Source organism: Methylobacterium sp. Leaf99 (assembly GCF_001422375.1).
Taxonomy (GTDB): domain Bacteria; phylum Pseudomonadota; class Alphaproteobacteria; order Rhizobiales; family Beijerinckiaceae; genus Methylobacterium.
The window spans coordinates 1-24,733 of the sequence record NZ_LMMU01000014.1 but is presented as its reverse complement, the minus strand read 5'-3'; the positions used below and the strand labels follow the sequence as shown (position 1 = coordinate 24,733).

17 protein-coding genes are annotated in these 24,733 nt (G+C 72.1%); 8 read left to right on the top strand and 9 right to left on the bottom strand.

Translation table 11 applies throughout. The features are described from left to right. Positions 1 to 2: 2 nt before the first annotated feature. Together ASF28_RS20925 and ASF28_RS20920 are read right to left on the bottom strand one after the other, a co-directional pair. Positions 3 to 2,762, bottom strand: coding sequence for a molybdopterin-dependent oxidoreductase (locus ASF28_RS20925; protein WP_056097322.1), 2,760 nt, complete (start codon positions 2,760 to 2,762; stop codon positions 3 to 5). Then, positions 2,759 to 3,574, bottom strand: a complete 816-nt coding sequence (locus ASF28_RS20920; protein WP_056097320.1) for an FAD binding domain-containing protein — start codon at positions 3,572 to 3,574, stop codon at positions 2,759 to 2,761. Before ASF28_RS20920 ends, ASF28_RS20925 begins: the two co-directional genes overlap by 4 nt. 396 nt (positions 3,575 to 3,970) lie before the next feature. Between ASF28_RS20920 and ASF28_RS20915 the strand changes: the two genes are divergently transcribed. The 4 genes from ASF28_RS20915 to ASF28_RS20900 all read left to right on the top strand — a co-directional run bounded on the left by ASF28_RS20915 (position 3,971) and on the right by ASF28_RS20900 (position 9,988). Beyond that, on the top strand, positions 3,971 to 4,480 hold the full coding sequence (locus tag ASF28_RS20915; protein WP_056097318.1) for an RNA polymerase sigma factor: 510 nt from the start codon (positions 3,971 to 3,973) through the stop codon (positions 4,478 to 4,480). Between the two features lie 300 nt (positions 4,481 to 4,780). After that, the gene (locus ASF28_RS20910; RefSeq protein WP_056097443.1) at positions 4,781 to 5,674 is read left to right on the top strand and encodes a FecR family protein; all 894 of its coding nucleotides are present in this window, start codon (positions 4,781 to 4,783) and stop codon (positions 5,672 to 5,674) included. 176 nt (positions 5,675 to 5,850) lie between these two features. Then, complete coding sequence (locus tag ASF28_RS20905; protein ID WP_056097317.1) at positions 5,851 to 8,391, top strand: TonB-dependent receptor; 2,541 nt, start codon at positions 5,851 to 5,853, stop codon at positions 8,389 to 8,391. A gap of 19 nt (positions 8,392 to 8,410) precedes the next feature. Then, on the top strand, positions 8,411 to 9,988 hold the full coding sequence (locus ASF28_RS20900) for a PepSY-associated TM helix domain-containing protein (RefSeq protein ID WP_056097316.1): 1,578 nt from the start codon (positions 8,411 to 8,413) through the stop codon (positions 9,986 to 9,988). Positions 9,989 to 10,058: 70 nt separating this feature from the next. Here the strand turns inward: ASF28_RS20900 and ASF28_RS20895 are convergent, their stop codons facing one another. The 4 genes from ASF28_RS20895 to ASF28_RS20880 all read right to left on the bottom strand — a co-directional run bounded on the left by ASF28_RS20895 (position 10,059) and on the right by ASF28_RS20880 (position 13,642). Continuing rightward, positions 10,059 to 11,192: a hypothetical protein gene (locus ASF28_RS20895; protein WP_157085682.1), complete on the bottom strand. Its 1,134-nt coding sequence runs from the start codon at positions 11,190 to 11,192 to the stop codon at positions 10,059 to 10,061. A gap of 175 nt (positions 11,193 to 11,367) precedes the next feature. After that, the gene (locus tag ASF28_RS20890; RefSeq protein ID WP_056097442.1) at positions 11,368 to 12,096 is read right to left on the bottom strand and encodes an amino acid ABC transporter ATP-binding protein; all 729 of its coding nucleotides are present in this window, start codon (positions 12,094 to 12,096) and stop codon (positions 11,368 to 11,370) included. A gap of 89 nt (positions 12,097 to 12,185) precedes the next feature. Next, the gene (locus ASF28_RS20885; RefSeq protein WP_056097313.1) at positions 12,186 to 12,878 is read right to left on the bottom strand and encodes an amino acid ABC transporter permease; all 693 of its coding nucleotides are present in this window, start codon (positions 12,876 to 12,878) and stop codon (positions 12,186 to 12,188) included. Positions 12,879 to 12,919: 41 nt separating this feature from the next. Next, on the bottom strand, positions 12,920 to 13,642 hold the full coding sequence (locus tag ASF28_RS20880; RefSeq protein WP_056097311.1) for an amino acid ABC transporter permease: 723 nt from the start codon (positions 13,640 to 13,642) through the stop codon (positions 12,920 to 12,922). 651 nt (positions 13,643 to 14,293) lie between these two features. Between ASF28_RS20880 and ASF28_RS20875 the strand changes: the two genes are divergently transcribed. Then, a complete protein-coding gene (locus ASF28_RS20875; RefSeq protein ID WP_056097309.1) occupies positions 14,294 to 14,662 on the top strand; it encodes a hypothetical protein in 369 nt (122 codons plus the stop codon). Between the two features lie 22 nt (positions 14,663 to 14,684). On the opposite strand, the gene chlG is transcribed toward ASF28_RS20875, so the two are convergent. Further along, complete coding sequence (chlG, locus tag ASF28_RS20870) at positions 14,685 to 15,581, bottom strand: chlorophyll synthase ChlG (RefSeq protein WP_056097308.1); 897 nt, start codon at positions 15,579 to 15,581, stop codon at positions 14,685 to 14,687. 229 nt (positions 15,582 to 15,810) lie between these two features. On the opposite strand from chlG, the gene ASF28_RS20865 reads away from it, so the two are divergent. The 3 genes from ASF28_RS20865 to ASF28_RS20855 all read left to right on the top strand — a co-directional run bounded on the left by ASF28_RS20865 (position 15,811) and on the right by ASF28_RS20855 (position 18,763). Then, positions 15,811 to 15,993, top strand: coding sequence for a hypothetical protein (locus ASF28_RS20865; RefSeq protein ID WP_056097306.1), 183 nt, complete (start codon positions 15,811 to 15,813; stop codon positions 15,991 to 15,993). A 314-nt stretch (positions 15,994 to 16,307) separates the two neighbouring features. Further along, on the top strand, positions 16,308 to 16,688 hold the full coding sequence (locus ASF28_RS20860) for a response regulator (protein ID WP_056097440.1): 381 nt from the start codon (positions 16,308 to 16,310) through the stop codon (positions 16,686 to 16,688). 104 nt (positions 16,689 to 16,792) lie between these two features. Beyond that, positions 16,793 to 18,763, top strand: a complete 1,971-nt coding sequence (locus ASF28_RS20855; protein WP_056097304.1) for an AI-2E family transporter — start codon at positions 16,793 to 16,795, stop codon at positions 18,761 to 18,763. Between the two features lie 1,106 nt (positions 18,764 to 19,869). Here the strand turns inward: ASF28_RS20855 and ASF28_RS20850 are convergent. Together ASF28_RS20850 and ASF28_RS20845 are read right to left on the bottom strand one after the other, a co-directional pair. Continuing rightward, positions 19,870 to 22,839 carry a response regulator gene (locus tag ASF28_RS20850; protein WP_056097302.1) on the bottom strand — a complete coding sequence of 990 codons (2,970 nt, stop codon included), beginning with the start codon at positions 22,837 to 22,839 and terminating at the stop codon, positions 19,870 to 19,872. A gap of 77 nt (positions 22,840 to 22,916) precedes the next feature. Then, complete coding sequence (locus tag ASF28_RS20845; RefSeq protein WP_082476712.1) at positions 22,917 to 24,335, bottom strand: pentapeptide repeat-containing protein; 1,419 nt, start codon at positions 24,333 to 24,335, stop codon at positions 22,917 to 22,919. Positions 24,336 to 24,733: the final 398 nt, after the last annotated feature.

The window sequence follows — 24,733 nt, the reverse complement described above, 5'->3', positions numbered from 1 at the left end:
TTTCAGGTGGCGGAGCCCTCGCGCTCCGCCACCGCCGCCATCACAGCCCGAAAGATCCGGTCGGGCGCGAACGGCGTCGCGGTGAGGCGCGCGCCGGTGGCATCGCGGATCGCGTTGGCCAGGGCCGGGGCGACGGGGTTGTAGGGCGATTCGCTCATGGATTTGGCGCCCAGCGGCCCGATGCGGTCGTGGGTGTCGGCGAACAGCACCCGCGTGTCGGGCACGTCGGCGCAGGCCGGGATGTGGTAGTTGCGGAACGTCTGCGTGAGCACGCCGCCCGCCGCATCGAAGCGGTAATCCTCGTAGAGGGCGGCGCCGAGGGCCTGGGCCACCCCGCCCTCGACCTGACCCCGGCACTGCATCGGGTTGATGACCACGCCGGCGTCCACGGCCTGGATGCTCGCCAGGATGCGGACCTCGCCGGTCCCCGGGTGCACGGCGACCCGGAACGCCTGGACGTTGAAGGCGACGGAGCGCGGCGAGCCGTCGGCCTCGGCCCGGGCCTCCATGGGCGCGAGGGACGAGAGCGGGACGGGACCGGCCGGGGTTTCCACAACCTCGCCCGACAGGCGGCAGGCATCTGGGTCGACCCCCATCCGCTCCGCCGCCGCCCTCGTCAGGGCCCCGGCCAGCGCCGTCGCCGCGCGAAAATTGGCCTGGCCGGCAACGACGGTGCCGGTGCTGCCGTAGGCGCCGGTGTCGTGCGCGACGGCATCGGTGTCGGCCTGGATCAGGCGGATGCGGTCGGGCGTGGTCGAGAGCGCCTGCGCGGCGATCTGGGTATGCACGGTGCTGGTGCCGTTGCCGAATTCGGCCGTGCCGATGGCGAGGGCGTAGCCGTCGGGCTCGCGGCGCAGGTGCGCGTGGGCGAAGTGGCCGCGCGGCGGGATCGTGTCGATCATCGCCATGGCCATGCCCTCGCCGATCAGCCAGTCCGGCCCCGGCGGCGGCGCGCCCGAGTCTTCTGCGAGGGCCGCCTGTGCGAGGTCGAGGCACTGGTCGAGGCCGTAGGAGCCGTACTGGACGTCGTGGGGCTCCAGGCTGGTGGCGACCAGGGGGTCGCCCGGCCGCACGGCGTTGCGGCGGCGCATGGCGAACGGATCGAGGCCCAGCCCGCGCGCCAGCTCGTCCAGGGCCGATTCCACGGCGAAGATCGTCTGGCTGAGGCCGTAGCCGCGGAAGGCGCCCGCCGGCAGTGTGTTGGTGTAGACGCTGACCCCGTCCACCCGCTTGTTCGGGCAGGTATAGGCGGCGATGCACTCGTTGCAGCCGTGGTGCAGCACGCCGCCGGCGTGGTTGGCGTAGGCGCCGGTGTCGGACAGGACGGTCAGCTGGATCGCCGTGAGGGTGCCGTCGGCCCGCGCCCCCATCTTCACCCGCACCCGCATGGGATGGCGCGTGGTCGTGGCCGTGAACTGCTCCTGGCGGGTCAGGTCCCACCGCACCGGCCGTCCGGTCCGCAGCACGGCGAGGGCGACGAGGTCCTCGGTGAGCATCTCCTGCTTGCCGCCGAACCCGCCGCCGACGCGGCCGCACAGGACGCGGACCGCGGTCCGGTCGAGGTCGAACAGGGCGCAGAGGGCGTCGCGGGTCAGGAACGGCACCTGGGTCGAGGACCGCACCACGAGGCGGCCCTCGGCGTCGCGCCAGCCGAGGGCGCCGTGGGTCTCGAGGGCGGCGTGCTGGACGCGCTGGGAGACGTAGTCCGCCTCGTGGATGAGGTCGGCTTGCGCGAACCCGACCGCGACGTCGCCGATGGCGCCGTGGGCCTCCGCCGCGAGGTTCGGGTGGGCCGAGAGCGGCGGCGCGTCGGCGCCGGGGGGCGGCGATGCGCGGTCGGCGGGATCGTGCACCAGGGGGGCGTCGGGCCGCAGCGCCGCGTCCGGATCGAGCAGGGCCGGCCGGATCTCGTAGGTCACCACGAGGGCCGCGACGCCGGCCTCCGCCGCCGCCTCGCTCTCCGCCAGGACGGCGGCGACGCGCTGGCCGACGAACCGGACGATGGAATCGAGGATCAGGGTGTCGGGGGCGTCGTCGGCGGGGTTCTCGTGGCGCCCGGTGGAGAAGCGCCGCTGCGGCACGTCCGCGTGGGTGTACACGGCCACCACGCCCGGAACGGCCAGCGCCGCCGCCCGGTCGATGGCCACGATGCGGGCGTGGGCATGGGGCGCGCGCAGCACCTTCAGGTGCAGCAGGCCCGGCATCGCCACGTCGAGGGTGTAGGGCGCCGTGCCCGAAACCACCGCCGCGCCCGCCGGCGCCCGCACGTCGCGCCCGACGGGCGCGCGGCAGGCCTGGGGCGCCTCGGCATGGCCCGTGCCCGCCACGGCGTCGCGGATGGCGCGGTAGCCGGTGCAGCGGCAGAGGTTGCCCTTCAGGGCCGTGCCGAGGTCCCGGCGCTGGCCCTGGTCGAGGGCGGCGGCCGTCATGATCAGGCCGGGGGTGCAGAACCCGCACTGGAAGCCCTGCGCGTCGAGGAAGGCGTCCTGCATGGGGTGGAAAAGCTCGGGCGGCCCGCCGCCGGGCCGGCACGGGCCGGCCAGGCCCTCGATGGTGGTCACGGCCCGCCCCTCGGCCCGGAAGGCGGGCAGCAGGCAGGCATGCACCGCCTCGCCGTCGAGGTGCACGGTGCAGGCGCCGCAATCGCCGGCGTCGCAGCCCTTCTTGACGCCGAACCAGCCGAGCTCCCGCAGGAAGGTGCGCAGGCACTGGCCGGGCCGGGCCGTGGCCTCCTGCGCCTGCCCGTTGACGGTGAGCCTCATGGGGCGAGCTCCCGCCGGATCTCCTCCGCGAGGAGGCCCGTGACGTGGCGGCGCCAGTCCGGGGCGCCGTGGACGTCGTCGTACCAGTCGGCCTCGGGGATCGCCGCGGCGATCCCCGCCCGCAGGGCCTCCGGGGTGGGCGGCCCGTCGAAGGCGATCCGCACCGGGCGCGGGGTCGAGGCCGTGACCGTCAGCGCGAGGGCGCCGGATCGGTCGAGGGTCCCGATCAGCAGGGCGCCCGAGCGGCCGTTCGGGCTGAGGGAGATGCGGCGGAACGCGGTCCGCCGGGTGACCGCCGCCGCCGGCAGGGCGATGCTGCGCAGGATCTCGCCCGGCCGCAGGGCCGTCCGCTGCGGCCCCAGCACGAAGTCGAGGACGGTGAGGTGCCGCTCGGACCCGTCCGGCGCGCGGATCGTACACCTCCCGTCGAGGGCGGCCGTCAGGGCGATCATCGGCCCGGCCGGCAGGGCCATGCAGAGGTTGCCGCCGACCGTCGCCCGGTTCCAGATCTTGAACGAGCCCAGCAGCGCCCGGCAGCACCGGCCGACGAGGGGCGCGGCGATCCACGCCCCCGGCAGGTCGAGGCGGTCGAGGTCCGCGAGGGTGCAGGTGGCGGCCAGCGTCAGGCCGTTCGCCGAGACCGCGTGCGGCGGCCAGCCCAGGGCGGCGATGTCGATCAGCCGGCGCAGGTGCGGCTGCGGCTCCGAGAACAGCCAGGTGCCGCCGGCCAGCCACGCATCGCCGGTCCGCCAGGCGGGCAAGGCGTCGGCTGTCCCCGGGGTGATGACGGAGGTGACGCCGTTGAGATCCATAGCCCGGCCTCCAGGATGGTCCGGTCTTCAAGCAAGACTCCGTCCATCGATCGGTCCCATTCCGACCCGGGTGCGGAAGATGTCGCCCCGCGCCGTGACACGGTCCGATACGCGCGGACGGTACGCGCCGAACATGCGCAAGGTTACGGGAGTGTGTCCATGGTGCAACGCAGCGGAGTCTTTGCGGCCCGATGCGAACCGAGCCGCCTCGGCCTTCCCATCCGGAAACCAACGCTTTCCGGTAGAAACACAAAGGCTTGCGACACCGCTGCGCGGCCTGTTTAGAAATCGTATAAACTGTTGAGATGCTTGCATAATTTCGCGACGGCCTGTCTGCTCGGACCCGACGTGATTGAGCAATGGTGCGATGATCCGGGGGTCGTTGGAGCGGATGGCATGCAGCCGGTATCGATCGAGGCGCTGCATCGGAGCGAGGGCGTAAGGCTGCGGCGCTTCCTGCTGCGTCTCCTGGACAATTCCACCGATGCCGCCGACGCGCACCAGGAGACCTACCTGCGGATGCTCGCGGCGCTCTCGCGCACGCGGGTGGAGCAGCCCTCCGCCTTCCTGTTCCAGGTGGCCCGCAACGTCGCCCTGCGGATGCGGAACCGGCGGCGGCTCGAAGGGACGCTGTTCCGGGCCACGACCGACGCGGATCTCGCCGAAATCGCCGATGGCTATGCCCTGCCGGAACGCCAGGTCATCGCCCGGCAGGAACTCAGGCGGCTCGCCATCGCCATCGACGCCCTGCCGCCCCGGTGTCGCGAGGTGTTCCTGCTCGCCCGCTTCGAGAACCTGCCCAACGGCGAGATCGCCGCACGCCTGGGCATCAGCAGGAACATGGTCGAGAAGCACCTCATCCGGGCGCTGCTGCAGTGCCGCCGCCAAGGCGGCGATTCTTTCTAAGTCGCCGCCAAGGCGACGATCTTTTCTGAGTCGCCGCGAGGGTGGCGATTTGGCCTGACGCGGGACGTCAGGCCCTCGGCGTGTCATTGATCCGAGCGTGTAGGAAGACGGGCCCGGGCGGTCCGGGCCCGGGGGGCGACCCGGCCCCGGTCTGACCCGGCGGGGAGCAGAACCGTGGCGAACGGCGACAAGACCGCTGCACGGGCGGCAGGCGGCCGGGATCGGGGCTCCGGAGATCCGGCCTCCCAAGATCCGGCCTCCCAAGATCCGTCCGGGGAAAACCCGGCCGGGGAAGACCCGATCCACGCGGCCGCCGCCGGCTGGGTCGCGCGGCTCTCCTCGCCCGATGCGACGCAGACGGACCATGACGCCTTCGACCTCTGGCGCGCGGCCGATCCGGCCCATGGGGCCGCGTACGCCGAGATGGAGGCGTTGTGGCACAGGCTGGGGCACGTCCCCGATCCCCGGCGGCGGCGCGGAGTCCCGAAGAAACTGGCCGGCCTCGCCGTCGTGGCCGTCCTGAGCGCCGCCTTCGCCCATGGGCTCGGCCTCCTCGATCGCCTGCGGTCCGATCTGTGGAGCGGCGTCGGCGAGATCGCGCATGCGACCCTCGCCGATGGCAGCCGCATCGCCCTCAACACCGACACGGCCGTCGCCCTGCGCTTCAGCGCGACCGAACGCGGGGTCGAACTCCTGCGCGGCGAGGCCTTCTTCGACGTCGTCTCCGACCCACGGCGCCCCTTCGTCGTCCGCGGCGACGGGTTGAGTGTCCGCGCCGTCGGCACCCGCTTCTTCGTCCGCGCCGACGGCACGGACAGGCCCGTGGGGGTCGCCGAAGGGCGCGTCGACGTCGCGGCCTCCGGCCGGCATCGGCTGATCTCGGCGGGCGAAGTGGTCCGCCGCGAGGACGATGCGTCCCTTGCCGTCGTCGGGGCGGACGTGGATCGGACCCTGGCCTGGCGGGACGGCCGCCTGATCTTCTCCGGCGAACGGCTCTCCGTCGTCCTGGCGGAGCTCGAGCGCTATCGCCACGGGCGCATCGTCCTGCTCGACGCCAGGGCCGGCGAACGGCGCGTCACCGGGGCGTTCGACCCACAGAACACCGACGACGCCCTGGCGGCGATCGGGGCGACCATGGGGGTGCGCCTCACCCGCCTGACCCCGCTCCTCGTCCTGGTCGGATCCCCGCTCTGAAAAAAATTCGCCCTCGGACGTCAGGAGATCGGCGCTCCGTTGATCTCTCTCGGCAGGGGACGAGCGAACGCCAAGCGGGCCGCCCCTCCGGGCAGAGGATGGGGCGTGCAATGGCGGTGCGAGGGCGTGGGTTTGGATGTGGGCGACGGGCGGGAACGACCCTCGCCCGCGCGTCGATGTCCGGGTTGTCGATGGCCGGCGCGTCGATGCTCCTGCTGGTTCCGGCGGCCGTCCAGGGCGAGGAAACCCGCCGCACGCCGCCGGGCAAGGGCCGGGCGGCGACTATCCTCGCCCTGGCGCCGGAGCCTTCGGCCCCGCCGCGGGCGGCGGGCAGCGTCGTCCTGACGATCCCGAAGGGCCCCCTCGAATCCGCCCTTGTCGCCTTCACCGAACAGGCGCGGGTGAAGCTGGTCTACGCGACGGAGCTCACCGCCCGCCTGACGACGAACGGCGCCGAGGGCGCGTTCGAACCCCTCGACGGCCTCGGCAGGATTCTGGAGGGCACCGACCTGACGTTCCGCGCCGTGGGCCCCTCCACCATCACCCTGGTGAACCCGCGCTACGTCCAGCTCGGGGGGGCGGCGGGGTCCGTGGCCCTCGAGGAACTGCACGTCGCCGGGCAGCCCCAGGGCCGCGGGGCGCCCACGGGTCTGCCGCCGCGCTCCGGAACCGTGGGCCAGCCGCCGGTGCCCTACGCGGGCGGCCAGGTCGGCACGGGAACCCGGGTCGGCCTGCTGGGCAACCGCTCGGTCCTGAAGACCCCGTTCAACGTCACCGGCTATACGGAAAAACTCATCAACGACCAGGAGGCGCGCTCCGTCGGCGACGTGGTGCTGAACAACCCGTCCGTGCGCAGCGACGCCCCGCCCTACAGCGAGCGCGATTCGTACTTCATCCGCGGCTTCTCGGTCACCAACCTCGACACCGCCTTCGACGGCCTGTTCTACATCGCCAATCCGCGCCGCAGCTTCACCGAGGGTCTGGAGCGGGTCGAAGTCCTGCTCGGGCCCACCGCCCTCCTCAGTGGCGGCACCGGACGGGTCGGCGGCACCATCAACCTCGTGCCGAAGCGCGCCTATGACGCGCCGCTCACGCGGGTGACCACGAGCTACTTCAGCGACTCTCAGTTCGGGACCCATCTCGACCTCGGGCGCCGCTTCGGCACCTTCAAGGAATGGGGCGTGCGCTTCAACGGCGCCTATCGCAACGGCGACACGCCGCTCGACAAGAACGCCATCGAGGTCGGCGTCGCGGCCCTCGGGATCGACTACCGCAACGACCGCTTCCGCGCGTCGTTCGACTTCAACCATTCGACGCAGAACGTCACCGCGCCGACCTCGCTGTTCAACGCGGTGGCGCCGAATATCCCCGTGCCGCGGGCGCCCAACGCCCGCCGCAACACCGCGAACGCGTTCGAGTACAACGACAGCCGCTACAACATGGCCGCCGGCCGGGTCGAGTTCGACGTGCTGCCCGAGACGACGATCTACGCGGCCGGCGGCCTCAGCCGCTACAACGAGGACTTCCTGACCTCGAACTACCGCGTCACGAGCCCCACGGGGCTGGCGACGAATTCCCTCGCGATCCAGCCCCTGGAGCTGCAGGGCTTCACCGGCGAGGTGGGGCTGCGCACGGCCTTCCAGACCGGCTTCATCGGGCATCAATTCACCGTCGCGGCCGTCGAGGCGGTCAACAAGAACTTTTCGCGGGGCTTCGTCCCGTTCGCCCTGCCGACCTACCCGATCAACATCGACAACCCCGTCGATCTGCCGTTCGGCTCCGTGCCCACGGTCGCGTTCCCCCGCTCCGATCGGCAGCCCCTCTTCACCGAACTCTACGCCCGCAGCGTCGCCGTCGCCGACACCCTGTCCCTCGGCGACGACCGCTTCCTGCTGACCCTCGGCGGGCGCTTCCAGGAGATCGACCTGCGCAGCTACGTCACCCGGCCGGGACCGACCCAGGGGACGCCGGCGACGGGCTATCGCGAGGGCCGGTTCAGCCCCGCCATCGCCCTGGTGGTCCGGCCGTTCGAGAACCTCTCGTTCTACGGAAACTACATCGAATCCCTCGACGCGGGGCCATCCGCACCGGCGGTCGCGGTCAACGCGAACGCGGTCTTCGCCCCCGTGGTCAGCCGGCAGAAGGAGGTCGGCGCGAAGGTCGACCTCGGCACCGTCTCGGTCACGACCTCCCTGTTCGAGATCGAGCAGCCGAGCGCGTTCACCGACCCGGCCACCCGGCTGTTCTCCGTCAGCGGCCTGCAGCGCAACCGCGGCATCGAGTTCAACGTGTTCGGCGAGCTCGTCCCGGGCGTGCGGCTGCTCGGCGGCCTCACCCTCATCGACGCGAAGCTCGTCAACACCGTGGGCCGCCAGTTCGACGGCAAGGCCGCGCCCGGCGTGCCCGATGCGGCGTTCAACCTCTACGGCGAGGTCGACCTGCCGCCGTGGCTGGCGCCGGGCCTGACCCTGACCGGGCGGGCGATCTACACCAGCCGCATGTTCTACGATCAGGCCAACACCCAGTCGGTCCCCGACTGGACGCGGTTCGATGCCGGCCTGCGCTACGCCTTCGAGGGCGTGAACGGCAAGCCCGTGGTGATGCGGGCCACGGTGCAGAACCTGTTCGACGATTCGTATTGGGCCTCCGCCGCGCGCGGCTTCCTGGCGGTCGGGGCGCCCCGGACCTTCATCCTGTCCGCCACCGTCGATTTCTGATCGGCCCGGAGCGCGGGCCATGAGGGCAACCCTCCGCCAGTCCATGGCGTGGCTGCACACCTGGTCCGGCCTCGTGGTCGGCTGGGTGCTGTTCGCGGTCTTCGTCACCGGCACGGCGAGCTACTACCGGCCCGAGATCACCCGCTGGATGCAGCCCGAACTCGGCACCCGGACGGCCCTCCCGCCGGCGGCGGTGGCCGCGTCGGTGGAGCGCGGCGTCGCCTACCTGCAAACCCACGCGGGCGCGGCGCGGGGGTGGTTCATCACGCCGCCGCGCCCCGACAAGCCGGTGGTGGAGCTGTTCTGGCGCAACGCGCCCGGCGTGCCGCCGGGGCACGTCCTCCTCGACCCGGAGACCGGCACACCCGCGCCGGTGCGCGACACCAGGGGCGGCGACTTTCTCTACCAGTTCCATTTCGAGCTGCACCTGGCCCCGCTCTGGGGCCGCTGGATCGTCGGCTTCTGCGCGATGATCATGCTGGTGGCGCTGATCTCCGGGATCGTCACCCACCGGCGCATCTTCGCGGACGTGTTCACCTTCCGGCGGGACAAGGCGGCCCGGCGCGGATGGCTCGACGCGCACAACGTCACGGGCGTGCTGGCCCTGCCGTTCCACCTGATGATCACCTATACGGGCCTCGCCATCCTCGCCCTGATGTACATGCCCTGGGGCGTCACGGCCGCCTATAACGGCGACACGCAGGCGCTGTTCGCCGAGAGCGGCCAGGTCCCGCGCCTGCGCCCGCCCGCCGGGCGGCCCGGCACCCTGGCGCCCCTCGGTCCCCTGGTGCTGCGGGCCGTCGCCGCGCGCCCGGAGACCCTGGAGCGGATCGCGATCCGCAATCCGAAGGACGCGCACGCCACGGTGATCGCCCTGTTCGAGGCGCCGCACGGGCTCGCGCACGCGCATCCGCAGATCGCCTTCGACGGCCCCTCGGGCGCGTTCCTGGAAGGGAGCGCGGATGCCCTGAAGCCCGCGACCCGGACCTTCGCCACCCTGGTCGGCCTGCACGAGGCGCATTTCGCCGGTCCGGCCCTGCGCTTGCTGTTCTTCCTGTCCGGGCTGATGGGCTGCGCCATGGTGGCGACGGGCCTCGTGCTGTGGTCGGTGGCGCGCCTGCCGAAGCCCGGTGACCGCGCCTTCCCCGGCCTGCGGCTGGTCCAGGCCCTGAACGTCGGCACCGTCGCGGGCCTGCCGGCGGCGGTGGCCGCCTACTTCCTCGCCAACCGGCTCCTGGCCGTGGACCTCGCCGGGCGCGCGGAGTGGGAGATCCGCGCCTTCTTCGGCGCCTGGATCCTCACCGCGTTGCTGCCCCTCGTCCGTCCGCCGCGCCGCGCGTGGTGCGAGGGGCTGGCGGCGGTGGCGATCCTCTGCGTTCTCGTCGTCGCGGCCGATATCCTCACCCTGCCGCGGCACCCCGTGCGTGGAACCGGGGGCGACATGCTGTTCGCATGGTTCGACGGGGCGATGCTGATCTTCGCCGCCCTGTTCGCCGTCGCCGCCCGCAAGGTCGGGCGCTACGAGGCGCTGGCGCGCGGCGCGCGGCCCGTGACGGCCTCCGCCGGTCCGACGCCCGTCCGAATCCGCGGCCCGTGACGGCCTGTGACGGCCCGCGCGGCCCGGCGCGGGCCGGTGGTTTTCGCAGGCCGGGTTCGGCTCGGTCCGATCAGGCGCCCGTCGCCGCGGCGATGGTGGACGGCGCCCGGCTCCCGGTCCCGGCCCCACGCGGCGTTCGGGCCCGGCCCGGCTCCGCCCAGATCAGGCGCCCGATGGCGAGCCCCAGGCGGCGGCAGAACAGGGTGACGCCCCAGCACCAGCCCAGGGCCAGCCCGACCGTTCGCACCAGCTCCGTCAGCACGGCGCCGATCACCAGGGCGGCGCGGTCGAGGAGCTTGAGGACCGCCCGCGTCGCCGGCCCCATGCCCTCCGCCAGGCGGACCACGCGGCCGATCTCGGCCGGGGACCGCGCCAGGGACAGGACCTGCAGGACGCCCCGCGTCCCCATCCGCCCCTGCAGGGCGTAGGCCCGGCCGCCCAGCGCCGTCAGCTCGGCGACGGCGCCCGTGCGCAAGCCCGCCCGCGCGGCGGTGCGGGCCCCGGCGAGGTCGAGGCGGCCGGCGGCCAGCGCCATGGCGCGCACGGCGCCCGGATCGACGCTTTCCCGCGCCAGCCGGGCGAGATGGGCGGCGAGGGGACGCGACAGGCGCCCCGATCGGTGGGCCGTCTTGAGCAGGGTCGCGCCGCCCCGCGCCACGGCGCCGAGGCCGCCCGCGTAGGTCGCCGCCGTCGCCGCCAGCCCGACGCCCGCCAGTCCGAGAAGGACGGTGTCGGCGGGCTCGTCGCGCAGGAGATGCCCGCCCTCCCGCGCGAGGTCGCGCAGGTCGCCGAGGCCGGTCAGGTCCGCCGCGAAGGCGCCGGCGAGGCCGACGCCGCTGTCGGCCCGGCCCGTGAGGGCGCCGTCGGCGAAGGCCCGCGCCGTGCGCAAGGGGGCACCCTCCCCCAGGGCGGCGACCCGGTCGCGCCGGGCGGCCTCCACGGGGATGCCGCGCCCGTCCGCGAGGTCGAGGAAGCTCCGGGCCAGGGTGTCGTCCTGCGCCGCCACCGCCGCGTCGATCTCGTCGGCCACCCGTTCGGGCGTCGCCACGGGGTCGAGGCGCAGGCGCGCCAGGGCGGGCGGATCGTCGGCCGCGCGCAGGAGCCGCCACGCCAGGTGCGCCCGCGGCAGGAGCGCCCCGCCGGTGCCCGCCAGGAGCAGGGCCGACAGGGCGAGGCCGCCCCAGGCGAGAAGCCGTCGTCCCATGCCCTCCCCCCGATCCGCGGCCGGCCCGGCGCCGACGCGTCCGTCGAGCCGGCCCCGGAACGCCGCTCCGGTCAAGGGTTTCGGGAGCCGCGATGTCCCGCGGCGCGGGGGGGCACGGGAATCCGCCCGCCCGGCCCCGCGCTCGGCGTTGCGGGATTTTCGCTGCGGACTCTTCTCAGTGCTGCAGGATCTTCGAGAGGAAGTTCTGGGCGCGCTCCGAACGGGCGTTGCCGAAGAAATCGTCCTTGGTGGCGTCCTCGACGATCTCGCCCTTGTCCATGAAGATCACCCGGTTGGCGACTTTCCGGGCAAATCCCATCTCGTGGGTCACGCACATCATGGTCATGCCCTCGCGGGCGAGCTGGACCATGACGTCGAGGACTTCGCCGACCATCTCGGGATCGAGGGCCGAGGTCGGTTCGTCGAACAGCATCACGATGGGGTTCATGGCCAGCGCCCGGGCGATGGCGACGCGCTGCTGCTGGCCGCCGGAGAGCTGGCCGGGGAACTTCTTGGCATGGGCGGACAGGCCGACGCGGTCCAGCAGGGTCATGCCGCTGTCGAGGGCGGCCCCGCGGTCGCGCCCCAGCACCATGACCTGGGCCAGGGTGAGGTTCTCGGCGATGGAGAGGTGCGGGAACAGCTCGAAATGCTGGAACACCATCCCGACCCGGGCGCGGAGTTTCGGCAGGTTGGTGCGCTTGTCGCGCACGGGCGTGCCGTCCACCACCACCTGACCCTCCTGGAACGGCTCCAGGGCGTTGACGCACTTGATGAGGGTCGACTTGCCCGAGCCCGACGGCCCGCAGACGACGACGACCTCGCCCTTGTTCACGGCGGTGGTGCAATCGGTCAGCACTTTGAAGTCGCCGTACCATTTGCTGACGTTGGTCATGGTGATCATCGGGCCGTTGGTCACGGACGGGGCCGACGCGGTGTTCAGGGGGGCGCGCATGGGGCGATCCTCGATGGAAGACGTGAAGGGACGGGCGGTCAGCGGATGATGGCGATCTTCTTCTGCAACTGACGCACCGCCAGCGAGGCCGCGAAGCACACCGCGAAGTAGACGACCGCCGCGAAGAAATACATTTCCACGAGACGTCCATCGCGCTGGGCGATCTTCGAGGCCGCGCCCAGGAAGTCGGTGATCGAGAGCACGTAGACGAGCGACGTATCCTGGAACAGGACGATGGTCTGGGTGAGCAGGATCGGGGTCATGTTGCGGAAGACCTGCGGCAGGATCACCGTCCGCATGGAGGTCCAGTAGGTCATGCCGAGGGCCGAGGCGGCCGCCGCCTGCCCCTTGGGGATCGACTGGATGCCCGCGCGCATGATCTCGGAGAAGTAGGCCGCCTCGAACAGGGTGAAGGTCACGAGCGACGAGGTGAAGGCGCCCACCGTCATCGGGCGGTCGGCGCCCGTCACCCATTGGCCGAGATACGGCACCAGGAAGTAGAACCAGAAGATCACCAGCACGAGGGGCAGGGACCGGAACAGGTTGACGTAGCCCTTGGCCACCAGGGGGATCACCGGGAGCCCCGAGAGCCGCATCATCGCGATGAAGGTGCCGAGCACGATGCCGCCGACGGCCGCGAGGGCCGTCAGGGTCAGGGTGAAGCGCATGCCCTCGAAGAACAGGTACGGCAGGGAACTGGTGATGACGGAGAAATCGAAATTGGCGAGCATGGGAGGCTACCTCTGATGGGGCGAAGGCGAGGATGGCACCCTCAGCGGCTGCCCGGGATGGCGACCCGGCGCTCGATCCAGGACGAGATGAAGATCACGCCGACGTTGATGAGGACGTAGAGGATCGTGGCGGCGGTGAAGGCCTCGAACACCTGGAACGAGAATTCCTGCATGGCACGGGCGCGGGCCGTGAGTTCGAGCAGGCCGATGGTCAGGGCCACGGAGGTGTTCTTGAGGTTGTTCAGGAACTCGGAGGTCAGGGGCGGCAGGATGATGCGGTAGGCGTTGGGCAGGAGCACGTGGCGGTAGGTCTGCCCCACGGTGAGGCCCAGAGCCGTGCCGGCCATCTTCTGGCCCCGGGGCAGGGACTGGATTCCGGCGCGGACCTGCTCGGCCACGCGGGAGGCCGTGAAGAAGCCGAGGCACAGGACGGCGGTGTAGAACGGCGCGTTGGGCAGCTGCTTGAGCCAGGACCCCCACTCTTCCGGCAGCACCTCGGGCAGGACGAAGTACCAGAGGAACATCTGCACCAGGAGCGGGATGTTGCGGAACAGCTCGACGTAGGCCGTGCCCACGGCGTTGGCGGTCCGGCTCGGCAGGGTCCGCATCACGCCGATGAGGGAGCCGAGGAGGAACGCGATGACCCAGGAGCACAGGGCCGTGACGATCGTCCAGGCCAGCCCCGACAGCAGCATGTCCGCGTAGGTGCCGGTCCCCTCCGGCGACGCCTCGAAGAAGATGCCCCAGTTCCAGTTGTAGTTCATCGCATCGTCTTCCTTGTGGGCGGGGCGGCGTCGGCCCCCTCGGTCGCGTCGATTGGGATGCCGGGTGGCCCCGCCCGCCCGGTCGCCCGGTGGCGCGGGACGCCGGGCGTCGTGCGGGGGACGCGCAGGACGCGGGCAGGCCAGTCCGGAGGGACGGGGATGGCGGTGGGAGACGGCTCGGCGCGGCCCGGGCATGCCCGGACGGACCCGCCTAGCATCAAACGGACCAAAGCGTGGCCGCCCCCGGCGCCCGCTTGGCTCGCGCACCCGGCGCTTGCTTGGCTGCTGTCCCGCATTCCGTCCGCGTCGATCCCCGTCGGGTGCCGCATGGCTGCGTTGCCCCTGGTGCAACCTCGCTGACTTCCGCGGGGGCGACAAGGGTTCGTGCGACGCGTGAGGGCCTGCCGGTTGTGGACGGCGGCCCGATGTCGCTTCGCGACGCGGGCGGCGGACGATCCTCGGCCCGGGGTGAGTCGGCCGGGGCCCGACGGTGGCCGGCACCTGGGCGTCCCAAGCATTCGGCGGACAAGAATTGCAAAAGACAGTTTTCGCTGAAGCGGAGAAAAAATTACGCGCCGATGAAACCTGAATAAACCCCGGATCGTAGTCGAAAGAAGTGTCGAAGACTCACCGAAGGAGAAGGATCGTCCAATGCGCCCCGCTGCCTCGCCCCTCGCTCTGCTGTCCCTCGCCGTTTCGTCCCTCGCCGTCCTGGACCCGGTTTCCGTTGCCGCGCAGGACGGCGCCCGGACGCGTCCCGCACCCGCCTCCCGACCGGTCGATCCGACGAGCGACGAGACGGCGGCCGAGACCCGGCGCCTGATCCGGTTGGGGCAGGCCCGGCAGCAGGCGGTGGACGCCCGCAACACCCGGATCTGGAAACGGTGGGACTACGCCGTCTGCATCGGCTGCGGACCGATGCCGAAGCTGCTCCGGATCGTCTACACGACGCCTGCGCGGGTTCTCGCCGGATTCCTGGCGGCCGACGACGACGCGGCCCGCGGGTCCCGGCCCATCTGACGGCCCACCGGGCTTGTGCCCGTCAGGCCAGCGCGCGCGCCGCGAAGGCGCTCGCCAGCATGCCGGACACGTAGAGGGGCACGCCGAAGCCGCTGTACCACAGCGCCCGCTCCGTCGGGCTGGCCAGGAAGCGGCGCATCATCGCGGCCTGCCCGATGAGGAGCGCCGCGACGATGCCGGCCTCGAGCGGGCGGCCCCAGGCCAGGAGGAGGCCGATCACCGCCCCCTGCGGCACGGCCATGACCCAGCACGCCACCCGCGCGGCGCGCGCCGGCCCGAGGCTCGCCGGCAGGGAGCGGATGCCCATCTGGCGGTCGCCCGCCACGGACTTGAAGTCGTTGAGGGTCATGATGCCGTGGGCGCCGGCGCTGTAGAGGGCGGCCAGGATCAGGGATGTCGCCGGCGGCAGGGCGCCGTCCAGCATCGCCGCCGCCCCCGTCACCCAGGCCAGGCCCTCGTAGCACAGCCCGCAGGCGGCGTTGCCCCACCAGCCGTTCCGCTTCAGCCGCAGGGGCGGCGCGCTGTAGGCCCAGGCCAGGGCGAGGCCGAGGACGGCCGCGAGGAAGACCCAGAGTCCGAGGCTCGCGGCCACGGCCAGCGACAGGCCGGTCCAGGCCACGGCGATGGCGAGGCCCCATCGGCCGGGGATGCGGCCCGAGGGAATCGGCCGGTGCGGCTCGTTGATGGCGTCGACCTCCCGGTCGAACCAGTCGTTGACCGCCTGGCTCGTGGCGCAGACCAGGGGGCCGGCGAGCAGGATGCCCGTGAGGGCGACACCCCAATGCCCCGCGAGCGGCACGCCCGAGGCGACGACGCCGCAGCCGAAGGCCCACATGGGGGGAAACCACGTCACCGGCTTGAGCAGCTCCAGCACCGCCGCCGGTGCCGGGGTGCCGGGATGGAGCCGCGTCCCGTTCATGCGTCCCTCGCCTTCGTGCCCCGCCTTCGCGCCGCACCCGAGGCTACCGGAAGGTTTTGGCATTTGGTAGGGCGGTGAAGCCGGTGGCCGCGCCCCCGTTTCCGGCCGCCGCGGGGCCGCGGTCCAGCTCCCGGCGCGCCCGGAGCCCGGGCGGCGCTCCCCGACCGATGCCCCCCGTGGCGGAACCGCGCCATGACCGTCCCACGCGTCCCCACCCGAACGGCTCGCCATGCTCACCGTCCTGCTCCTCCTCGCGTTCCTGGTCGTCCTCGTCGTCATGATCGTGCGGCGGCGCCATCTCGGCCGCCTCGCCTCCCTAGCGACCCTGCTGGCGGCGATGCTCGGCCTCATCGTGATGCAGGATAGCGGTCTCCTGCCGGGGCCCGCCTCGGCCCCGTTCACCCGGCGCTGACGTCTCCGCCCCGCCACGGCGGCCCCCGCGCGATCGGGCCGATCGGTTGGGACCGTTCGCACGACTCGTGCGTTCACAGCACGGTGAAGGGTCGGGGGCGTCGGCCGGGTGTGGCCGGGACCCGGCGGAGGATTTGCGTTCAGGGCGGCACAGGCGTGCGGGGCGCCGGCATCGGGCCGGGGCTCCTCCCCGCGCGCCGGCCCGGAACGCGGGTACGGACCCCCGGGCCTCGACGGGCACGGGACATGCGGGGCGACGGGCGCGGATCGGCCCGCGCGGTCGATCCCGCGCGACGGCATTCAGGGGAGCGTATGATGGTGAAGATCTTGCTGGTGGAAGACCACGAGGAAATCTGGGACTTCCTGTCCCGCCGGCTGAAGCGGCGCGGCTACGAGGTCATCCTCGCCCATGACGGCGAGGCCGGCGTGCAGCAGGCCCGCACCGCCCGTCCCGACGTGATCCTCCTCGACATGAACCTGCCGATCCTCGACGGCTGGTCGGCCGCCCGCGTGCTGAAATCGGGCAGCGACACCCAGGGCATCCCGATCATCGCGCTGACCGCGCATGCCATGTCGGGCGACCGCGACAAGGCGATCCAGGCGGGGTGTAACGACTACCACCCCAAGCCCGTCGATTTCTCGAAGCTGCTGACCCAGATCAACGCCGCCGTCGGTTCGCCGGCGCCCGCGGCTTAAGGGCAAGCGCCCGCGGCCTGAAAGCCTTCGCCCGCGACTCCATCCACCGGCGCGCCTTCCCGACACTTCCGTTGCTCTCCCCCTGACGAGACCGTAGCGTACCCATGAGCGACGATCCCATCACCGCCCGCCTGCTCCGGCAGGCGATGCCGGTCTTCACGACCCTGGCGTCCTGCCTCCTCGTCATCACCATCGCGGCGGCGCTCTATCTCGGGCGCGACATCTTCGTGCCGGTGACCCTCGCCATCCTGCTCAGCTTCGTCCTGGTTCCGGCCGTGCGCCTCCTGAGGCGCATCCGCGTGCCCCGCGCCCTGGCGGTGATGCTCGTGGTGATCGCCGCCTTCGGGGCGCTGCTCGGCATCGCCCTGCTCATCGCCAACGAGGCGGCGCAGCTCGCCGCCGACCTTCCGCGCTATCAGCTCACCATGCGCGACAAGATCGCCTCCCTGAAGGAGGCGACCGCCGGGAGCGGCACCCTCACGCGGGTGATCGACATGGCGCAGGATATCGGGGCGCAGCTTCAGCCGGAGGCGAAGGACGCCGTCGCGGAGGCGGCGAAAGCCGGCAGCCTCGACCGTCCGCTCCACGTGCAGATCGCGGCGGCCAAGGTCGGATTGCTCGGGACCCTGGGCGCCTTCGCGGCCCCCATCCTCCATCCGCTCGCCACCACCGGCCTGATCCTGATCTTCACGATCTTCATCCTCCTGCAGCGCGAGGACCTGCGCAACCGCGCCATCCGGCTCGCCGGCTCTGGCGACCTGCGCCGGACCACGGCGGCCATCGACGACGCGGTGAGCCGCCTCAGCCGGTTCTTCCTGGCGCAGCTCTGCCTCAACATCGCGTTCGGATTCGTCATCGGCCTCGGCCTGTGGTGGATCGGGGTGCCGAACCCGATCCTGTTCGGCGTGCTCGCCGCCATCATGCGCTTCGTGCCCTACGTGGGGGCCGCCATCAGCGCCCTGCTGCCCCTCGTGGTGGCGGCGGCGGTGGACCCGGGCTGGACCATGGTCATCGCTACGGCGGCCCTGTTCCTCGTGGTCGAGCCCATCGCCGGCCACGTCATCGAGCCCCTGCTCTACGGCCATTCCACCGGGCTCTCGCCCATCGCGGTGATCCTGGCCGCCACCCTCTGGGCGTTCCTGTGGGGCCCCATCGGCCTCGTGCTGGCCACCCCCATCACCGTCTGCCTCGTGGTGCTCGGGCGGCACATCGAGCGCCTGTGGTTCCTTGACGTGATCCTGGGCGACCAGCCGGCCCTGTCGCCGCCGGAGATCTTCTACCAGCGCATGCTGGCGGGCGATCCGGCCGAGGCCATCGACCAGGGCGAGCTGTTCCTCAAGGCCCGGGCCCTGGTGACCTACTACGACGAGGTGGTCCTCGCCGGCCTGCTGATGGCGCAGGAGGACTTGGCGCGCGGCGCCCTCGATCGCGCGCGCCAGGGCGAGGTCGGCACGTCCCTGCGCACCGTCGTCACCCGTCTCGGCACCCGGCCCGTGCGCCGGGCGAAAAGCGGACGGGCGAAGACCGGCAACAGCGAGACCTCGGCGGCGGTGGCCGCCGTCGGTCCCGACCGGCAGGTCGCCGCCATCGTCCGCACCCAAGCTGACCTTGCCCCGGGCTGGCGCGGCCCGCGCCCGGTCCTGTGCGTGTCGAGCCGCGGACCGTTCGACGAGGCGGCCACCCTGATGCTGAGCCAGATCCTCGGCCAGCACGGGCTCGCGGCCCAGGTCATGTCCATGGCCGCGCTCCGCCAGGGCGAGCGGCCCGAGGTGGTGGAGGGCATCGCCATGGTGTGCTTCTCCTACCTCGAACCGGTCAGCCTGTCCCAGATCCGCCTCAACGTCCGCCAGGCGCGCCAGGCGATTCCGGGCGTGCGGGTCCTGGTCGGGTTCTGGCGCGAGCGCGATCCGGCCACCCTCGAACGGCTGCGCCGGACGATCTCGGCCGACGTGCTGGTGACGTCCCTGAACGGGGCGCTGGACGCGGCCCTGCGCTTCTCCGAGCGTCGCCCCGACGCCGTGGAGGCGCCTGCCCCGGCGATTCCGCGCCTCGCTGGCCCCGCCGTGCCGGCCTGAGCCGCGCGAGGGGGCGCGTTCTCGCGGCTGCGCGCGTGAGCGCGTAACCCTCTCCCCTCTGCGGGCTACCGGAATCACGCATCCGCCCGGTGGCTCATATCGAGAGCCACAATGAGCCGGCATCGAGCACGACAGGCCCCCTCTCCCGGAAGGAGAGGGGGCCCGAGCATCCCGCGAGATGTGTGAATGCCGTATCCTCTGCGGGAGAGGATGCCTGCGGAGCAGGCGGAGAGGGGCAGCGCGACTTTCCAGGATAAGGCAGTGCTCCCCCTCATCCGACCCGCTTCGCGGGCCACCTTCTCCCGCAGGGGGGAGAAGGATTTTTCGCTGCGGTGCCCGCGCCCAGACACCGAAATGTCTTGACAATATTCCTATTCCGTGGTTGTCTCCGGTCACTCGCCGCCCACATGGGAGGCCCCCCGGCGGACCGGGTCGGGGGGCTCGGGGGGAGGAGACGGTGCCCCGCGTCGATGGCCCGGTCGCCATCGCCCCGGGCCGCGCCGGCGANGGGAGGCCCCCCGGCGGACCGGGTCGGGGGGCTCGGGGGGAGGAGACGGTGCCCCGCGTCGATGGCCCGGTCGCCATCGCCCCGGGCCGCGCCGGCGACGCAAGGTGCCCTGGACGGGGAGGCCGTGCTGAGGCTGGCTCCGGGACCCTGGGGCGCACCGAGAGAACGGACGGTCCGCCCACTACGAGGCGGGCTCGGGGCCCAGCGCCCTGATTAGTCGGCTGCGCACCGGCGTTCCCGCGAGGGGCGCGTCGCGTCGCGCGGAGGAGGGCCGCCACTAGCCGAGTCGCCGACGCCGTGAAGACATCGTGACGAAAAACGGACCGGCCCCGAAACGGGCCGGGCCGGGGGACGCCGGGGGACCGGCTTAAACTTTTACAAACGTGGTTTCGCGGCGTCCCGCGTCTCCCGTTTCCCGGCCATCCCCCGCGCCACCGGCGGCGGGGCCGCAGTCATGCGCGCCCTCGAAACCGGCCCCTCCCGTGCCGATCCTCCGCCGGGCAGGCTTTCGAGGCACACGGACACGGCAGGGGCCGACCCCGGGGCCGATCCGGCCGAGTGCCCCGGACGGCCGGCATGAGGACCGGCCGCCCGGCCCTCATGCCCCCGGCGCCACCAGCGAGCGCAGGGATTCCGACAGGTCGTTCAGGCTGAGGCGGCCCTTCTGCAGCACCCGGTCGGCCTGGCCCGCGAGGCGGCGGCGGTCCTCGGCGGTCACGTCCTTGGCGGTGAGCACAACCACGGGGATGTCGCGCCATTCGGGCTTGGCGCGCAGGGCCCGCAGGAAGCCGAAGCCGTCCATCTCCGGCATCATCAGGTCGAGGAGGATGAGGCAGGGTTTCTTGGCCGCCGTCGCCTCGAGGCCGGCGATGCCGTTCTCGGCGGAGGCGACCCGCCAGCCCTCGCGGATCAGCATCGCCGACATGCGCTCGCGGGCATCCGGGTCGTCGTCGATGATGAGCACCGGCCCCTCGGCCTCCGACGGCTTGAACCGCTCCATGGCGGTCTTCAGCTGGCCCCACTCGATGGGCTTCTGCAGGTAGTCCGTGGCGCCGAGGGAGAAGGCGAGGTTCTGCTCGTCGAGGACGGTGACCATGATGATCGGCGTGGCGCCGAGGTCCGGGTCGGCCCGCAGGGTGCGCAGCACCGACCAGCCGTCCATGCGCGGCATGGTCACGTCGAGGAGGATGACCCGGGGCCGCAGGGCGCGGGCCCGCTCGACGCCCTCGCGCCCGTCGCTCGCCGTCGCCACGGTGAAGCCGTCCTTCTCGAGGAAGCGCGCCAGGAGGTCGCGGGTGGAGGGATCGTCGTCGATGATGAGGACGTGGCCACCCGAAACCATGTCGGAGAGGGGGAGACGGCGCGCCGCGTCCGCGCCCTCGTGCCCGATGGCCTCGAGGGGCGAGGTGCTGACGTACCGGGCCGGGACCCGGAGGGTGAAGGTGGTGCCCTCCCCCTCCCGGCTCGTGACCTCGATGGCGCCGCCGAGCATGTCGGCGAAGGCCCGGGTGATGGCGAGGCCGAGGCCCGTGCCGCCGAAGCGCCGCGTCGTCGAGGCATCGGCCTGGGTGAAGCGCTGGAACAGCTTGGCCTGCTGTTCGGGATTCATGCCGATGCCCGTATCAGTGACGCTGAAGCTGAGCCAGCCGGTCCCGCTCGCCTCGCTGCGCGCGGCCGAGAGGGTGATCTGGCCGCCCTCGGTGAACTTCGCCGCGTTGCTCAGGAGGTTGATGAGACACTGGCGCAGCTTGGTCTGGTCCGTATGCGCCTCGCCGAGGCCGTCGCCGATGTCGAGGGCGAGGGTGTTGCCCTTCTTCTCGACGAGGGTCTCCACGGTGGAGGCGACGTCGCGCACGATCTCGGCGACGGGGAAGGTCTCGGCGTAGATCTCCATCCGCTCGGCCTCGATCTTGGACAGGTCGAGGACGTCGTTGATCAGCCCGAGGAGGTGGCGCGCGTTCGCCTCGATCTTGCGCATGTCGACGAGGAGGCTCTCCTCGCCGAGATCCTCGATCTCCTCTTGAAGCATCTCCGAGTAGCCGATCACCGCCGAGAGCGGGGTGCGCAGTTCGTGGCTCATGTTGGCGAGGAACTGGCTCTTGGCCCGGTTGGCCTCCTCGGCCGCCTCCTTGGCGGCGGCGAGGGCCAGTTCCGCCTCCTTGCGCGCGGTGATGTCCGTGTGGGCGCCGACCCATTCGCGGATGGTGCCGTTCTCCTCGAGGATCGGCACGGCGCGGGCGGCCATGAAGCGCCAGGACCCGTCGTGGCGGCGGATGCGGTGCTCGATCTCGTAGGGCGACACGGTTTCCACCGCCCGGTTCCAGGCCGCCATGGTCCGATCGCGGTCCTCGGGGAAGATCGCCGCGACGAAGCCGTGGCCGGCCGCCGCCTGCGGGGTCTGGCCGGTGAAGCGGGTCCATTCGGACGGGGCGGCCTCGAAGCCGCCGTCGGGAGTGGTGGTCCAGACGATGGAGGCCGTGGCCTCCGTGAGGGAGCGGAAGCGCTCCTCGCTGTGGCGCATGCGCTCCTCGGAGAGCTTGCGCAGGGTCTCGTCGGATACGACGAGGCCGACGCCGTCGGCCTGGGTCCCGGCCGGCCCGGAGCTGCCGCGCAGGGGATAGAAGCTCATGAGGAAGTGGCGCACCCCGCGCGGGGCGCTCGGCGTCGGCACGGCGACATCGACGTTGGTGGTGACGAGGCCCTCGTCGCGGGCGGCCCGGAGCTTGGGGGTCAGCTGCTCCTGGAGCGTCGGCAGCATCGCCCAGATCGGCGCCCCGAGATCGGCCCCGAAGCCGCGCTCGTTCATGGTGGCGAGCGCCCGGTTCATGTGGCGGATGCGCAGGTCCCGGTCGAGGAAGCCGAGGCCGACGGGGGCGTTGGCGAACACCCCGTCGAGGAGGACGGCCATGCGCTGCTCCTCGCGCCGGCGCACGAAGGCGAGGCGGCCGAGGAGGCCGACGGCTCCGAGGGCCGAGGCGATGGAGATCAGGAGCAGCACGAACGACCAGGTCCGGTCCTGCCCCTCGACCTCGACCAGCGTCGCGTTGGCCTGGTCCTGGATCACCTTGGCGGCGGCCCGGACCCCGTCCATGGTGCGCTTGCCCTCGCCGGTCCGCGCCACCGCCACGGCCGGGTCGTAGCCCTCGTTCCGGCGCACCGCAATGACCCGCGCCGCGAAGGTACGCTTGGCATCGACGAACGCGCGCAGGCGTCCGGAACCCGGGCCCGGGGCATCCCTGGTCAGGGCCTCGATGGCGTCGAGCTGTCCGCCGACGGTGCCCTGGGCGGCGTCGTAGGGTTCGAGATACTCTTCGGCCCCGAACAGCATGTACCCGCGCATGCCGGTCTCCAACTCGACCATGTTGGCGAGCAGGCGATCGCTCTGGGTGAGAATGGCGTGCTGGCGCGTCCCCTCGGCCCGGCGCACCTCACCGACCCAGTAGTTCGCGACGCCCGCCGCCACGGCGACGCCGATGAGCACCAGGGCGACGGGGGAGCTCGGCAGGCCGGCGAGCAGGCGCGACCCGCGCCTGTTGCCGGCGGAAGCCGAAGGGGTGGCTATGGTCATCGGGCGGCCTGGGAGGGAGATGGGAAAAGGGGGCGGCTCCGCGAGGAGCCCGGCGAATCCGGCACTCGCCGAACGCGTCAGCGCCGGAGGCGGTTGCCGAGGATGAAGCCGAACAGGCCCATGAGGATGATGCCCGCCGCGCCCTCGATGCCCACCAGCAGGTTGGTGAAGCGCCCGACGGGCTTGATGCCGATCTCGGGCGGGTTGGCCGTCATCATGTTGAGGGCGCTGTAGCTCACGAGGTCGAGGACGTTGTAGGTCGGGCTGCCGTCGCCGCCCTCGCGGATGAGTCCGCCGGCGACGCCGTAGAGCGCCGCGAACAGGCCGATGACGAGGACGAAGGCCCTGGCGATCCGCGACAGGCTCTCGCCGTAATCGCACAGCCACTCGACGAAGCGGTCGGCGACCCACTGGTAGCCGTGCCGGGCCAGATCCCGGCCGGAGCGGGCCTGCCAGGCCGCCCGCGCCTCCGTGCCCGCGTGGAACCGGCCCATGCGGCGGCCGCGCTTGTACGCCCAGCTCGCCTCGTCCTGGGCGCCGATGCTCTTGAAGTTCTGCTCCAGGGCGAGGTAGCTCGCCTGGGCCGCCTTGTACTCCCCGGTGATCTCCTCGCCGACGGCCCCGCCGAGCTGCTCGGCCCGCATCCGCGTGCCGTTGAGCCAGGCGCCGGCGAAGCGCACGTGACGCAGGGAGCAGGTGGAGAGGTTGAGCCGCACGAGGCTGGTCTCGGAAAAGTCGGCCCCGTCGAGGGTCGCCCCGTCGAGCTTGACCCCGGTGAAGTTGGCGCCCCGCAGGCGCGAACCGGCGAGGTTGGCCTTCTTCAGGCTGGCCCCTTCGAAATCCGCATAGGTGAGATTGACGTTGCCGAGCTTCGCCTCGTCGAGGCGGGCGCCGCGAAACACGGTGTAGTCCGCATCCGCCCCCGTCAGGTCGGCACCCCACAGGTCGGTGCCGGTGAAGTCCGCACCGTCGAGGAGCGCGCGGCGCAGCTTGGCGAAGCGCATGGAAGCCTGTCCGAAGCGCGCATCCTCCAGCATGGCCTCGTCGAAATTGGCCTCGCCGCCGGCGATCTGGGTGAAGTGGGCCCCGCTGAGATCGGCGCCGCCGAGGTCCGCCTCCTCCAGCACCGCTCCGTCGAAGCGGGCCGAGCGGCCGAGGGCTCCGGCCAGGTTCGCGCCCGCGAGGTTCGCGCCCGCAAGGTCGGTTTCCTCCAAGGAAGCCTCGCGCAGGTCGGCGCCGGCGAGGCGAAGCCCGGCCTGCTGGCTGTCCCACCAGGCCGGTACGGGACCGGACCGGACCGGATGAGTCGAGCGACCGAGTCCGAGGCCCCGCAGGTCGAGGCCCCGGCAATCGAATCGTCCGACCGGGTCGGGATTTGCCGCGAAGGTCGCGATCCGGGCCAGCAGAGCCGCGACGCGCGGATCAGCCTCGACCGGGGGAGCATCCGTATCCGCCGGCGCGAGCGGGGTTCGGGCGGCGCCGGGTTGATCCGTCAAGGCAGGACTCTTTCGTTCCGAACAGGCATTCGAAGCCCGATCCGCGGCGGCGCGAACGGGAGCATCGCCCGGCGGTTTTCACGGCGCCTCGACCGGTGTCAAACCCGAACGGCGTCGCGCCCCTCCCCTGCCCGCCTTCGACGACGGCACAATGCTGCGGAAGACCCACCGGCGCAGGTCTGCCCGCACCGTGGAAGGCTGGTTGCGAGCATTGCCATCCGTCTGGCGTGCCGTGTCGCACGAGTGTCGTGTGATTTTCGCGCTCCCGTCATTTGCCCGTTGACGGCCCGGTTTGGGGCCCGTATACCCCGGTCATCGGCGGCGGCGAGCGGAACCTTCGGGTCTCGGGGCGGCGGCCGGTACATCTCGGAGACGATTTATCGGATGGATGATCCGGC